This is a genomic window from Pseudomonas sp. JAI120 (assembly GCF_014207255.1).
Classification (GTDB): Bacteria; Pseudomonadota; Gammaproteobacteria; order Pseudomonadales; family Pseudomonadaceae; genus Aquipseudomonas.
Genome location: NZ_JACHCZ010000005.1, coordinates 323084 through 337927, shown reverse-complemented (window position 1 = coordinate 337927; position 14844 = coordinate 323084). Strand labels below are relative to the sequence as shown.

At 61.4% G+C, this 14844-nt stretch carries 10 protein-coding genes and 1 pseudogene; 10 read left to right on the top strand and 1 reads right to left on the bottom strand.

From position 1 onward, the window contains the following. Positions 1–288 precede the first annotated feature (288 nt). The 10 genes and pseudogenes from HDC32_RS32555 to HDC32_RS25135 form a co-directional block, all read left to right on the top strand. Positions 289–385 (top strand): annotated as a pseudogene (locus HDC32_RS32555) (transposase); the annotation flags it as partial. A 265-nt stretch (positions 386–650) separates the two neighbouring features. Continuing rightward, on the top strand, positions 651–2240 hold the full coding sequence (locus HDC32_RS25175) for a ShlB/FhaC/HecB family hemolysin secretion/activation protein (protein ID WP_131700691.1): 1590 nt from the start codon (positions 651–653) through the stop codon (positions 2238–2240). Between the two features lie 24 nt (positions 2241–2264). After that, on the top strand, positions 2265–4064 hold the full coding sequence (locus tag HDC32_RS25170) for a DUF2341 domain-containing protein (protein ID WP_184745954.1): 1800 nt from the start codon (positions 2265–2267) through the stop codon (positions 4062–4064). Positions 4065–4075: 11 nt separating this feature from the next. Beyond that, positions 4076–4501, top strand: coding sequence for an ExbD/TolR family protein (locus HDC32_RS25165; protein WP_131700693.1), 426 nt, complete (start codon positions 4076–4078; stop codon positions 4499–4501). 3 nt (positions 4502–4504) lie between these two features. Continuing rightward, positions 4505–5209, top strand: coding sequence for an energy transducer TonB (locus tag HDC32_RS25160; protein WP_131700694.1), 705 nt, complete (start codon positions 4505–4507; stop codon positions 5207–5209). 46 nt (positions 5210–5255) lie between these two features. After that, entirely contained in the window at positions 5256–6956 is a 1701-nt protein-coding gene (locus tag HDC32_RS25155) for a putative porin (RefSeq protein WP_145338844.1), read from the top strand. 18 nt (positions 6957–6974) lie between these two features. After that, positions 6975–7601 carry a DNA repair protein gene (locus tag HDC32_RS25150; protein ID WP_184745952.1) on the top strand — a complete coding sequence of 209 codons (627 nt, stop codon included), beginning with the start codon at positions 6975–6977 and terminating at the stop codon, positions 7599–7601. Positions 7602–7621: 20 nt separating this feature from the next. Beyond that, positions 7622–8083: a YbjN domain-containing protein gene (locus HDC32_RS25145; RefSeq protein WP_167655409.1), complete on the top strand. Its 462-nt coding sequence runs from the start codon at positions 7622–7624 to the stop codon at positions 8081–8083. Beyond that, positions 8080–9021 (top strand): peptidylprolyl isomerase, encoded by a 942-nt coding sequence (locus HDC32_RS25140; protein ID WP_184745935.1) that lies wholly within the window; start codon positions 8080–8082, stop codon positions 9019–9021. Before HDC32_RS25145 ends, HDC32_RS25140 begins: the two co-directional genes overlap by 4 nt. A gap of 51 nt (positions 9022–9072) precedes the next feature. After that, entirely contained in the window at positions 9073–10050 is a 978-nt protein-coding gene (locus HDC32_RS25135; protein ID WP_145338847.1) for a LysR family transcriptional regulator, read from the top strand. A 26-nt stretch (positions 10051–10076) separates the two neighbouring features. Here the strand turns inward: HDC32_RS25135 and HDC32_RS25130 are convergent, their stop codons facing one another. Continuing rightward, positions 10077–14687 (bottom strand): dermonecrotic toxin domain-containing protein, encoded by a 4611-nt coding sequence (locus HDC32_RS25130; RefSeq protein ID WP_184745933.1) that lies wholly within the window; start codon positions 14685–14687, stop codon positions 10077–10079. Positions 14688–14844 lie beyond the last annotated feature (157 nt).

Below are 14844 nucleotides of genomic sequence, written 5' to 3'. Positions count from 1 at the left end.
GAACGTTACTCGAAAGTCGGCATGCAGGAGCTCGACCAGCGCCTGTCGAAGATCGTCGAGGCCGCGCGCAAGAAGCCGGTTTCGGTGTACCGCTACGGCGCGCCGTGGGTGTGGATCGTCTCTCAGGACGACTGGCAGGGCGCGTTGAAGGAAGTGTCCAGCTACATCCCGGCAGGGCATTCGCTGGTGTTGTTGCGCCCGCAGATCGACGAGGTGCTCGAGCAGCATCGCGACCTGCTCCAGGCCGAGCCGGGCATGTTGATCGCGCCGCAGACCGTGGTGCAGATCCTGCTGCTGCAACTGCTGTATTCGGTGCCCAGCGAACAGCAGCTGCACGAGCAACTGAACTACAACCTGCTGTTCCGCTGGTTCGTCGGCCTGGAGCTGAACCAGAAGGTGTGGAGCATCCACGTCCTGCAGCGCGACATCGCCAGCCTGTTGAACAACCCGCAGGCGGTGCAGTTGATCCAGACCATCATCGGTGAAGTGTTCTGCGGCGCCTTGCTGCACATGCCGGAGTTCTCCCTGAACTTCGCCTTGCTGCACACCTGGCTGGCGCGGCACAGCCATCTTTCGACCAGCAGTAATTGAGCAGGCCAGACGCCGTGCAATCGGCGACGGCGAAAAATCTTAGACAGTTAGGGGGCGGTGTGGAGCATCTGTTCAAATCAACGCTGGCGTTGTGCTGCCTGACGCTGGGCGTCCTGGCGCAACCGGTGTGGGCCGAGGAGGGCGATGAGGCCCCGGCGCGCAAGGTGGACGTCAACGAGTACTTCGTGCGCGGCAATACCGTGCTCGATGCGGCGACGATCGAGGAGGCGGTGTACCCGTTTCTCGGCCCGCAAAAGACCCTGGACGATATCGAAGGCGCGCGCGATGCGTTGCAGAAGATCTACCAGGCGCGTGGCTATCAGTCGGTGTTTGTCGAGCTGCCGGAGCAGAAGGTCGATGACGGCATCGTCTATCTGCAGGTCAGCGAGACCAAGGTGGGCCGCGTGCGTGTGGTCGGCGCCAAGCACTACTCGCCGGTGGAGATCCGCGACGAAGTGCCGGGGCTCAAGGAAGGTGCGGTACCGGATTTCACCACGGTGCAAACCCAACTGGCCGGGCTCAACCGCAGTGCCGGTCGGCAGGTCACGCCACTGGTACGCGAAGGCCAGCGCCCCGGCACCATGGACGTGGATCTGCAGGTCGAAGACCAGAACCCCTGGCACGCCAGTATCGGCTTGAACAACGACTACAGCGCCGACACCGAAAAGCTGCGCTCGGTCGCCACCCTGGGCTACGACAACCTCTGGCAACTGGGCCACAGCATTTCCCTGACCTACTTCACCGCGCCTCAGGACACCGAGAATGCCAAGGTCTGGTCGGGCTCCTACAGTGCGCCGTTGAACGAACGCTGGACCTTGCAGTTCTCCGGTTACCAGTCCGACAGCAACATCGCCACCATCGGCGGCAGCAACGTGTTGGGCAAGGGCCACTCCTATGGCGTGTCCGCCATTTACAGCTTGCCGGCGGCGGGCAATTGGGCCAATTCGTTTTCGTTCGGCATCGACTTCAAGGATTTTGACGAGCAGTTGAAGTTCGGTTCCAGCAGCGACCAGGTGCCGCTCAAGTACGCACCGTTCACCCTGGGCTACAACGGCTATCGCTACACCGAGCAATCCCAGTTGGGGCTGGGCTTGAACCTGGTGGTCGGCACCCGCGCATTCTTTGGCTACGGCAGCGACGCCGAAGAGTTTGATTACAAGCGCTACAAGGCCAGTGCCAGTTTTGCCGTGCTCAAGGGTGACCTGAATTACACCTACACCTTCGCCAACGATTGGCAGTCGGCCTCCAAGGGCGCTTTCCAGTTGGCCTCCGGGCCGCTGGTGTCCAACGAGCAGTATTCCGCCGGCGGCGCCACCTCGGTGCGCGGCTACCTGGCGGCCGAGCGTACCGGGGACGAGGGGTATTTGCTTTCCCAGGAACTGCGCACGCCGTCCCTGGCCAAGTTCCTCGGCAGCTACGTGCAGGAGTGGCGCTTCTATGCGTTCGCCGAAGGCGCGCGCATGCGCCTGCACGACCCGCTGCCCGAGCAAGAAGACGAATACAGCCTGGCCAGTGTCGGCCTTGGCACCCGCGCCAGTTTGAGCAAGTGGTTGTCCGGCAGCCTGGATTGGGGTTACCCGCTGCTCGATGGACCGAACACCCAGAAACAGGACTCGCGACTGCACTTCAGTGTGCAGGCGACTTTCTGACTTTTTCTTCCGGAGACTTCACCCATGCAACGCCTATTCCTGAGCCTGTTGATCTGCCTGGGCTTCGCGCTCCCGGCCACCGCCCATGCCTGGTGGCAGGACGATTGGCACTACCGCAAACAGATTTCGGTGGACACCACCGCCCAAGGCGCCGCGATCAATCAGGCCCTGGGCCGCACCGCGTTGCTGGTGCGCCTGCACACCGGCAACTTCACCTTTGACGGGGTCAAGGACGACGGCGCCGACCTGCGCTTTGTGAGTGCCGATGACAAGACCGTATTCAATCACCAGATCGAAAGCTTCGACCCATTGATGGGCATGGCGTTGATCTGGGTCGATGTGCCCAAGGTCGAGGGCGGCCAGCGCCAGGACATCTGGATGTACTACGGCAACCAGAAGGCCCCGGCCACCGCTAACGGCCAACTGACTTTCGACCCGAATTACACCGCGCTCTATCACTTCGATGGCGCCAACGCGACGCCGCCACGGGACACCACGGCCTACGCCAACACCGCGTTGAACGCCACCGGCGCGAGCATCGACGGCGTGATCGGCCGTGCCTTGCAGTTCGCCGGCCAGCCGCTGCTGTTGCCGGCCAGCCCGTCGCTGCAACACGCCGCCGGCGCTGCCTTCACCTTCAGCGCCTGGCTGCGCCTGGACCAGGCCAGTGGCGAGCAAATCGTGCTGGCCCGGCGTGACGGCCCCCACAGCCTGTTGCTGGGCCTGAACCAGGGCTCGCCGTTTGTGGAGATCGACGGCCAGCGCGCGGTGTCGACCCAACCGCTGAACCCTGGCCAATGGCAGCACCTGGCGTTCACCGCCGAGGGCGACAAGGTCACGCTGTACGTGAATGGCCGTGAAACCGCCAACCTCGCCGTGGCCATGCCCGCGTTCAATACGCAGCTGGCGATCGGCGCCGACCTGCCGGAAGCCGGCAGCACGTACCTGCCGTTCGCCGGGGCCATGGATGAGCTGCGCCTGTCCAAGGTGGCACGCCCGGCCGTGCTGTTGCTGGCTGACGCGAGTGCCCAGGGCGCCGAGTCGAAACTGGTGGCCTACGGCGTGGATGAAGAACAGTCCGGTTTCGGTTTCGGCAGCCTGGGCTTTTTGCTCAACGCCGTGCCGGTGGACGCCTGGGTGATCATCCTGGTGCTGGTGGCGATGATGTTCCAGTCGTGGGTGATCATGTTGCGCAAGAACCGCCAGGTCAGCCGTTTGAGCAGTGCCAACGAAGTGTTCCGCGAGCACTTCGCCCAGATCGGCACGCGCCTGGAGATGTATGCCGACGACGCGCAGTTGGCTGAGCGCCTGAGCCATTCTTCGCTGTGGCGCCTGTACCTGGTGGCGGTCAAGGAGATCCGCACCCGCCGTGCCCAGGGCGCCGATACCTCGTCGGTGTCGGCGGCGACCATCGAAGCGATCCGCTGCTCCATGGACGGCGTGCGTACCCGTGAGAACCAGGCCCTGAGTTCCAAGTTGTCGACCCTGTCCAACGCCATCGCCGGCGGCCCGTACATCGGCCTGCTCGGTACGGTGCTGGGGATCATGGTGGTGTTCCTCGGCACGGCCATGGCCGGCGACGTGAACATCAACGCCATCGCCCCAGGCATGGCGGCGGCCTTGCTGGCCACGGCCATGGGCCTGTTCGTCGCGATCCCCGCGTTGTTTGGCTACAACCGCCTGATCACGCGTAACAAGGAAGTCAGCGCCGACATGCGGGTATTCGTCGACGAGTTCATCACCCGCCTGGCGGAGATGCACGGCGAGAGCCAGCACAGTGAAACCGCGCACCGTCGCGACCATCACGCATCGGTTCCGGCCTGAGGAGAATCGCCATGGCTTCCGTAAATGCCTCCCACGACGATGACGATGATGCCGCCGTTGACAGCATCAACATCACGCCCCTGGTGGACGTGCTGATGGTGGTGCTGGTGATGTTTATCCTCACCGCCACCGCCCAGGTTTCGGGGATCCAGATTCACCTGCCCAAGGCCAGCGCCTCGGTGTCGCTGTCGGAGGCCAAGACCAAGGCCATTTCCGTGAACGACGGCGGCCAGGTGTTCCTCGACGCTTACCCGGTGACCCTCGGCGAACTCGAGGAACGCCTGCGCGTCGAGAAAGCGCTGAACCCGGACTTCCCGGTGATCGTGCGCGGCGATGCGATGGTGCAGTACCAGAAGGTCATCGAGGTGCTCGACCTGCTGCGTCGGCTGGAGCTGTCCCAGGTCGGGCTGGTCACCGGCAAACCGAGCCAGGGCTGAGTCATGACCGCACAGATCCCGATCGCGCCATTGCCGGTGAAGAACAAACCGCCGTTGCGCCCATTGAAGTGGGGCGCCGGCCTGTTGCTGGGCGCCGTGGCGGCCTGGTTTCTCTGGCAGTGGGCCAATGACATGAGTGGCGTACGCCGTGAAGCGCCGAAGGTGCCGACGATTATCCCGTTGCCGCCACTGCCGCCGCCGCCCCCGGAGAAGCCCAAGGAGCCCGAGCCCCAGGTTGAAGAGAAAGTCCCGGAGCCGGTGCCGAGCCCCGAGCCCGAAGAGGTCAAGCCGGCCGAGGAAGCACCGCCTTCACCGAATGAAGACCTGGCCAACCCGATGCAGATCGACGGCGATGCGCAGTCCGGCAACGACGGCTTCAACATCGGCGCCGGCAAGGGCGGCGGCATGGCCGGCAGTGGCGGCGGTGGGCTGGGGACCGGCACGTACAAGCAGTACCTGGCCGGTACGTATCAGCGCCTGATGCGCGAAGACCCTGAGCTGCGCAAGAAGGCGTTCTCGATACAGATAGACCTGTGGTTGGGCGCCGATGGCCAGGTGACGAAGGCCGTGGTGGCCAAGTCCAGCGGGGATGCCGAGACCGACGCGCAGATGCTCGCGTTGATCCGAGCGCCGCGTGCCACACAGAAACCTCCGGCGTCGCTGACGCTGCCCATGCGCCTGTCCCTCAAGGGCCGGCGCCCGGATTGATTGCACGAAACCTCTTATCTACGGTTTTTACAGGAGTTGCGTACACATGATTTCCCCCGTGAATCGACTGACCCTGGCGGTTGGCATGGTCATCGCGACCCTGGTCGGGCAAGCGGCGGCAGCCCCGGTTGCGCCTTCGGAAAACGTCACCATCAACCTGATCCGCCTGCTGGTGCAGCAAGGTGTGCTGACCCAGGACACCGCCAATGGGCTGATCGCCCAGGCCGAAAAAGAAGCCCAGCAGGCCCGCCAGGCCAATGCCGCGCCGGTGGTCGCCAGCGGCCCGGCGACCGCGCCTGGCGATGTGCGTGTGCAGTACGTGCCGCAGGCGGTGCGCGACCAGATCCGCGACCAGGTCAAAGCCGAAGTCATGTCCACCGCCAAGAAGGAAAATTGGGCGCAGCCTAATACCTTCCCCGACTGGATCTCGCGCATCAGCTTCGATGGCGATATTCGTCTGCGCGACGAGTCGCGCTATTTCTCCGGCCGCAACGACAACACCATCACCGACTACGCCAAGCTGAACGACACCGGCCCCTACGACGTCAACAAAAACTCCAACACCAAGTTCCCCCCGCTGATCAACACCCGCGAGGACCGCGAAAACCTGTTCCGCCTGCGGGCACGCCTGGGCATGAAAGCGGTGATCTCGCCCGAATGGACCGCCGGCATTCGTATCGCCACCGGCTCCGACAATAACCCGGTGTCCACCACCCAGACCCTGGGCGGCGGCTTTGGCAAAAAGGACATCTGGCTCGACCAGGGTTACCTGAGCTGGAAAACCACCGACTACATGACGTTGACCGCCGGGCGCATTGGCAACCCGTTCTACGCCACCGACATGATGTATTCCAACGACCTCAACTTTGACGGTGTGGCCGCGATCTTCAACCACAGCCTCAACAGCGAGTGGGGCCTGTTCGGTACCCTCGGCGCCTTCCCGGTCGAATACACCTCCGACACCGCCAGCAGCAATGGCATCGACAAGGAAGACAGCGAGACCAAATGGCTGTTTGGCGGGCAGATTGGCGCTGACTGGAAGATCAACCGCAGTAACCGTCTCAAGCTCGCCGCTGCCTACTACCAGTTCCAGGACATCGAAGGCGAGCGCTCCAGTCCTTGCTCCACCTGGCAGGGCGCGGCAGGTTGCGACACCGACGGCACACGTGTGGCCTTCATGCAAAAAGGCAACACCGTGTTCAACCTGCGCAACAACACCACCAACCCGGCTGATCCTGTCCGCACGCCCGACCCGCAATACGTAGGCCTGGCGTCCAAGTTCGATGTGCTGGACCTCAACCTGGTCTGGGACAGCGAACTGCCCAGCGACTTCAAGCTGCGCAGCCAGGCGAACTTCATCCACAACCTGGCCTACGACAAGGGCGAGATGCTCAAGCGCAGCGAAGGCGAGATCGTCAACAACCTCAACAGCAATGGCCAGTTTGAAAGTGGCGGCAATGCGTTGATGGTCTCGTTCACCCTCGGCAGCGCCCTGGAGATGCGCAAGCGCGGCGACTGGAACGTGTTGGCCGGCTACAAGTACATCCAGCCCGACGCCTTGCCCGACGGCTTCAACGACTCGTCGTTCCACCTGGGCGGCACCAACGCCAAGGGTTATTTCATCGGCGGCAACTACGGTATCGACAAGAACATCTACGCCAGTGCGCGTTGGTTGAGCGCCTCCGAAGTGTACGGCCAGCCGTTCGAAGTCGATGTGATGCAACTGGAACTCAACACGCGCTTTTGATGCGCAGGGAGATGCCACATGAACACGCGAATCTGCGCGCTGTTACTGCTGCTGGTCACCACTGGCGCTTCGGCCGAAGGCATGGAGGAACGCCTGCGGACGCAATTGCGCAGCACCACCCAGCAATTGCAGGCGCTGCAAAGCGAACAGGCCCAGGCCAGTGCCGCACGGCTGGCCGCCGAAAACCAGGCCAAGCAGGCCCAGGCGCAAATCAAGCAACTGACGGCCGAGCTGGAAAAGGCCCGTGGCACGGCTGAGCAACTGGCCGGCCAGCAACAGAGCCTGCACAGCCAGGCGCAGGCCCAGGTGGCGGCGAGCAACGAGCAGATCGGCAAGTTCAAGAAGGCCTATGACGAACTGCTGGTGCTGGCCAAGGGCAAGGAAGCCGAGCGCGCGCGCTTGCAGGCGGCCTTAAGCGAACGTGACACACAAGTGCAGCAATGTTCAGTCAAGAATCAACAGATGTACGGCGTGGCCCAGCAACTGCTCGCGGCCTACGAAAAAATCGATGTGGCCGAGGTGATGAGCATTCGCCAGCCGTTCGCCGGCAGCGCCCGGGTGAAGTTCGAGGAACTGGCCCAGGGTTTTGGCGATGATCTGTACAAGAGCCGTTTTGATGCGCCCCAGGCAACTGCCAATCACTGATAGACAAGGAAGAAATCACCATGAGCGAATTGATCACCAGCGTCACCGTCCAGAGCCTTACCGAACTGTTGCAGGACGCCGGCTACCGGGTTAACCAGAGCGAACAGAACGGCATCGTGCAATTGCTCAGCGCCAGCCAGGGCATTGGCTTTGCCGTGCGCTTTGGTAACCCGGCGGCGGAGCAGGGCAGCTATGTGGATTTCACCTACAGTTGCGCGCTGCGGGTGCAGGGTGAGTTGCCCGAAGGCCTGGCCCCGGTATGGAACGCCTCGCGGCGCTTTGCGCGTTTGTCGGTGCAGGGTGAGTTCCTGCTGATGGAAATGGACGTGGTGGTGGCTGGCGTTGGCGCCACGCACCTGCGCAGCCAGCTGGAATTGTGGGACCGCCTGTTGCAGGAATTTATCGTCTACCTGCGTGAGTACAGCCAGCAGGCCGCGCAGTTGCAGGCCGCCGCGGTGGGTGAAGGGGCGGCGGTCCTGTGAAAAAGCCGACCCTGATGGTCGGCGCGGGTGCGCTGGCCTTGCTGGTGGTGGCGGTGGGCTTGAGCCTGCGACCGGGCAAAGACCCGGTGGCGGCGCAGCAACCGGCGCCGGTGATCAATCCGGCAGCGAGTGGGCCGGCGGTGGCGCGCCTGGGCAATCAGCAGATCGACCTGCCGGAGCTGAAAAGCGTGCTGGCCAGCCTGCCGGCCGAGTCCCGCGAGCAACTGCGCGGCAACCGTGGCGCCCTGGAAACCTGGATTCGCTCGCGTCTGGCGCAAAAGGCTGTGCTCGAACAGGCCGATGCCCAGGGCTGGCGCCAGCGCCCGGAGGTGGAGCAGCAGACCCGCGCCGCTACCGAGCAGATCGTGTTTCGCGACTACATGCTCTCGGTCAGCCAGGTGCCGGCGGACTACCCCAGCGCCGCCGAACTGCAACAGGCCTACGACAGTGGCAAGGCGCAGTGGGTGACGCCGCCGTTGTACCGGGTGAGCCAGATTTTCCTCGCGGTGAATGACCCGCAAAACCTCGATGCCGTACGGCGCCAGGCCCAGGAACTGAGCCGCAAGGCCCAGGCCGCGCCGGCTGATTTTGCCGCCCTGGCCACGCAGTTTTCCCAGGACCCCGACAGCGCCGCGCGCGGTGGTGACTCGGGGATGCAGCCGTTGCAGCAACTGGTGCCGGAAGTGCGCGGCGCGGTGGCGCGGCTCAAGGTCGGTGCGGTCTCGGACGTGGTGCAAAGTCCTGCCGGGTTCCATGTGCTCAAGCTCATCGGCCAGCAGCCGGCGCGTACCGCCACCCTGGACGAGCTGCGTGAACGCCTGACCCAGGCCCTGCGCGCCCAGCGCCAGGAACAGATCGCCAAGGCCTACCTGGAAGGCATGCTCAACACCGCGACCTTGAGTATCGACGGCGCCGAGTTGAACAAAGTGCTGGAGTAACACGCCTCAACCCGCATTGGATGCACAGACCAACCAGACAGGGAGTCTCCCATGGCATTTCTCGAACCGTCTGCCCCACAGGGGCCCACTGCTTATCGCGCACCCTCCGAGCCACGCAGTGCCTGGTTGGCCCTGGCCAGTGAGATCGATCCGGAGGTGGCACGCTACTTTCTGGTGAGTGCGCGCTGCGGCTGTTTCATGCAGGCCGCGCGCAGCCTGAATATCAAGGCAACCCTGTTGCGCAAGCGCCTGGCCCAGCTGGAGGAACACCTGCGCCATGCGCTGTTCAGCTACCAGGGCAACGGCCTGGTGCTCAGCCGTGACGGCCAGCAATTGCAGGCACAACTCATCGCCCTGGCCCATGAGCGGCGCCTGCCGGTGCTGGAGCAGCCGCTGATTCGCCTGGCGGTGGCCGAGCCGATCCTGCACGACATCCTCGGCCGCGACCTGATCGCCTTGCTGCGCCGCAATGCCAGCGTGCGCCTGGAGATCATCTCCCTCGACAGCCACTTGTCACTGCAAGCGGTGGACGTGGACGTGGTGCTGTGGCTGGCGGACACCGATGGCCCGCAGCCGGGCCCGAGCTTTGTCACCGAACCGCCGCGGGCGCTGGCGCGATTGCAGTACCTGCCGCATATCGCCAAGCGCTATTCACGGCTGATCACGCGCCCGGATAGCGTGGAAGACCTGGCCGACTACATGCTGGTGCAATGGCAGCCGGACGCCCAGGTCGAGGCTCTGCAGCCGTGGAACCAGGTGGTGCAACAGCGCCTGGCGGCGGTGGTGCAGGTGCATGCCTATTCGCTGATGCTGGAGATGATCCGCTGCGGCGCCTGCATCGGTTTGCTGCCCCATTATATGAGCAGCTTCGACCGGGGGCTGGTGGCGTTACCAGGGCTGTTGGCCGAGCGCATGCAGCGTCAGGTGTGGCTGGCGGTGAACGCGCAGGTGCGCCACCCCGAAGCGGTGCAGATGATCGTCGAGCTGATCGTGAGTACGTTCGAGGGGCGGCGGGAGTGGTTTGATTAACGCGCGTTGGCCGGCAAAGGGTGTTGCTAGCCGGTCTTGGTATCAACCTTCAGTGTTTCGAGGTATTCCAGCTTGGTTTTTCCGCCCTCTACCTTGTAGGTAAAGACAGGGTATGACTTCCCATCGAACTCAGGGCCGGCTCGGTTAATGGCTTTCTGAAACTGTGGCTTGGCGGCCTCCCAGGTCTGACCGTTTGAGCCATAGAAAACCAGGCCGACCAGTGCATCGGGTGGCACGCCTACCGTCTGTATTTCGCTGTTTTCAAGCGCGCTGCCGGGGTGCTCGCCTTGTTGGTTCTTCAGGTCATTCAATAAGCCTTGCATGCCTTCACGGGCCTTCTCCCGCCCCAGGTATCGCGTGTCGGCCTGGATGTTCCCAGAGAAGGCGTCTTTTTCATGTATGGCCGTGATGTTGTCCTGGAGTTTTTCCGGCAGCGCCAGGATGGCCATGTTTCGCGGCAGGGCTCCAGCGTTGTCACCCATTTTGTAGTAGTTGGGCAACAAGTCTGCTTGAGCCAGGCTCCATTTGCGCAGCCCGCCGTGTCCTCTATTGGCCTCGCCCTGCGCACGAATGCTGTCAAGGTTCTCACCGGTGTTATGAAACTCCAGATGCGCATTCCTGAGCTGAAGGGTTCTGATCAGTAATCCGTCTTTTTGGAAGGCTTCAATGATGGGGCGATATTGTGTTCCATCTGTTGCAGTCGAGGTTGTTACTTCGGTGGTGGGCAAATGATTGTTTTCAACGACCGTTATGGGTGGTTTGGGCGGCACTTGCCTCGGTGGGGCAACGCTTGCCGGTTTGGATTGTCGCCGCACACTGGAATGAAGCACCAACGATGCCAGGTTGGCCAACAGATCCGCCATGGCCGCGTCCTTGTTGCCCTCCTTTTCACTGGCCAAGGTTTTAAGATCGCCGAGGATGCCCTGGGTCTGCAGTGCCAGGCCCACAACGGCCGCCGGCCCGCGAAGGGCCGGCAGTATTGCGTTGAGCAGCAGGAAGCCGCCTTCTTTGAAGGTCGCCCAACGGCTTTGCGAATTGGACACCGATTGGCGCTCGGCCAATGTTGCCAGGGCGTTGGCGTTGGCATCGTAGAGGTAGTCCATCAGTTGCCCGGATTGCACCTTCTCTGCAAGTTTGTCGATGGCATCGCCGTTGGTCGCCAACGTTGGGGCGGCAGGCCTGCGCGGTAACGTGAATTCATCGATAAACACTCTGTTTCTCGGTAGATGGGGCTCGCTGAAACCACCGTGATCATAAATGGAGCGGGTCGCTTCATCAGGTAGCCAGGCAACTGCGTCATCTTGGAGCGACTTTGTTTTACGCAGTGCCTCCATTAGCGCCTGGCGCGAAGGAAACTGTAGCAAGGGCTCTTCTGCTATCAAGGGGCGATAGAGAATATGCGGGCCTACCGAGCTGTCCTTGGGTTCGATCAGGAACATGTTTTCGACGACATCGGGTGTGGCGCCCGGCTCGCGTTCGAACGCCAAGGGACGCATCGTGATCTCGTTGCCATTGGCATACTTTTTCCCTGGCATGGGGTCAAGTATTGCCTGGAGGTACCGGTAACCCATGGCGTTATCAAAACCCTCAGCGCCTTTACTGGTCAGCTCCAAGGCTTTCATCTTCAACTCGATTGGCACTTGTTGCGCAAAGCGTAATTGACGTTCTGTCTTTTTGGCGGGGTCGTTGAGCAACTCGCGTTTAAGCAGCTCGGGATAGTTTTTGCCGGCATCTATTTTTTGAATCAGTTCTTTGAGAGCACCCTCTTGCCCCAAGGCAGGTATCAATGCCCCGGTTGGTTTGTGACGAACCTCTATGCGACCGCCCGGTAGTCCTGCAAGGTTTTGAATGAAGGCGTCGCTGAGGGGCATCCTGGTGGTTTGGATGGCTCCGAAGCCGCTGACAGGCACGGCATACGGCGTGTGGAATACCACTTCCACATCATTGATGTCATAGGGGACGGGAGGCGGTGAGAGTGCGTTTAATTGGCTCTGGATAAAAGTACGGATGTCCGGGATACCGCTGTTATAGGTTTGCTCTTTGTGGCGGTACATATAACCCGCCAGTTCCAGGACGAGGTCGTGCAAGATGAAGCGGTTGGCATCGGAGGTATTTTTTATCCAATCGGACACCTTGTGCTGAGAGCGATCCGGTCGCTGCGTGTCGAGCAGTGTTGGCTCGGTGGCCACTGCTTTTGCTTCATGCCCGTTGATAATGATGTTCGCTTGGATATAGAACGCATCGACGTCTACCTTGGTCAAGTGGGTGCTGAATGTTTCGTGTGGTCTTGCCTGTTCGAGGTGTTGGTCCCATTTATCTTTGACGGCAGCCAGGGAGGCATAAGGGGTTACCTTGCCGCTCGGTTCGCAGACCAATACGATCGTGCGCCCTGCGACCTTGCGTTCGATAACCAGGTTGGGGGTTTGAAACTCCGGGGTGCCTGAATGGTTATTCTCGGTGCTGGCCAGCATGTGCACGGCTACTTCAGAATCATCCGCCAGTTTGGGGCGTGTCGAGCCCTGGGGATACCTCACGAGCATGTCCAGGGTTTCGCGTTGCTCGTCATCCAGCCCCGGTTGCTTGATGCTGGCCAGGCGCAGGTTGTTACGTACCAGGTCACTGAGCATCAACCGGCGGTCTCCGGCGAAAATGGGCGTGACACTCACTGACGTGTCGGTGCCTGAACCAGGAATGGGGTCATTGAACGGTGGCCTGCCCCAATAATCGAGCCTGGCTGTCTGAAGTGCTTCGTTCAGTTTACCTGGCAACTGGCTGATAGCCTGTTGGACAGCCGCTTTATCGATGTCGAGCGCGGTGCCCGCAGGGTCGCCGGTACGTGCTTGTACGTCCGCGCGGGTGTCGACAAACTTGCCGTCACTGCTGAACACCGGAGCATCAGCGCCTTCTACGTGGTTAATGGCCAACTCCATCAGCGGTGTTTCCAGGAATTGACCGGGATTTGCCGGGTTGGGGACGGCGAAGGCCAACTGCTGGACATCCACATTCAGTGCGGGCAATGCCTTGCTGATGGCGTCTTTGAGCAATCCGGCTACCACTGTTTGCCTGTTCGGTTCCCCTTCAAACAGACGCTGGCCGATGATGTCCACGGACCCAACGGGCGGTGGCGTGGGTATAGCCGCGTCGACCAGGTTGCGTCTGAACGGTGGCGTGGGCGTCTGGACGCTTGGAGATGGCAGGCCTTGGAGGCGCGCCAGGCGCTGCTTGGCTGTCTGTTGGCGTTCGCGAACCGCAAGGGAGGGGGCGTCGTTCGGAGGATTGTTTTTGAGCAGGGCGGGGAAACCGTCGCGAATGAGCCCCGCGTTTTGTTCGAGCCACTGCGGTGAGCCGTAATGCTCGCGGACTCCGTAAAACTCCATGATGCCCGCCATCGGGTAGCGATCCTCTACGAAGTTGTAGTTCGGTAAGCCCATCGGCCCGCTACCTCCTATCTCGCGGGCCGCTTTCAAGATGTCAGGTTGAACGGCTGCCCACGGTGCATATTCAGCGGGGAATGTGAGCCATTTGAGGCTGCCGTCTGAGTCTGGTCCCAAGGCCAACAGACTTCCATCCAAATTGATATGTACGCTTCGGGGATCTAGATTTTGTGCGTGCATGAAGCGCTTAAACGCGTCGCCGGAGAGGGCCTCTTTATAGGCTTGCACTGCCTGTCCATAGGATGAGTCTTCAGGCGTGCCGATGATGCCCCCACTAGCGCTGGTGCCGGGGTTTATGGCTTTGTGTGTCACTATTCTGCTGACCAGGCGAGCAACTTCGCGGTCGGCTTCCTCGACACGTTCCGAAGGTGTCGGCGTGCGGTTAGCGTCCGCTATCCCCCTGGTATGGCTATAGGTTGCCGTGGCGATGGCGTTTTCTACTTCGGCTTGTGCCGCCCTGACGCGCGTGATTTGCGGCGTAAGTGGGCCGTTGAAGGGCATCAGGGATTTGAATTTATCGCTGTGCTGTAAGTCGCTGATCGAACTGAGCAGTTCGCCTCGATGGTTCACGGGATCTTCGCCATAGAAGTTACCCACCACGTCAATGGGCGCGTTGTGTTCGCCGGTGTACTGGAACGATTCAAGTCGACCGGCGGCCACTTCTTTTGCCGCAGCCGCAACAGCAGCGGAGGCTTCTTTCCAACCGGGCGTATTGCGCGAGAAGAGTTGAATTTTGCCGTTGATGCTGCACTCTATTGAATCCGCAGAAGGGAACCACCTCAGGCTTGAGATATCGATGTTGTTGTCTTTGGCATAGCGTGCAAATGGCTCTTGTTTGAGCGCCTGCGTGAAGAGTGCCCACGCCTGGCCGAAGGTGGAAAACGCTGGTATGTCAGTGACCGTTGGAGGTTGATCAGCGTTTTTTCTCACTGACGTCTTGTGACGATCCAGCAACATCAATGCAGCGCAATACTGGCTTGCCATTTCACTGTCGCTTTTCTGCACAAGGTGTTTGCTTTGTTCCTGAATGCGTTGAAAACGTGCATCCGTAGGGGAGGGCTGTAGCGGATTCACAGGCCGCTGTGTGATTGTCTGAGTCAGTGATCGTTTGGCTCTCGAATGTTCTGGCGCTTCACTGTTCTGACCGGACTGCTGCGCGACCGGATGCGGCTGTACGGCAAACGTCTGGGGCGCGATTTTCATAAGGCTTTCTCGTAATAATGAGGGAAAAGGCGACACCGTGATCGCGCTTTGATGCGTGTACCGTGTGGCTTGTAGGGAGTGGTGTGTTTAAACTCGGCGGTTCCGCACATGTGTATCAGGTGTATACAGAGCGCTATCCCGATGCAGAGTGAGCAGT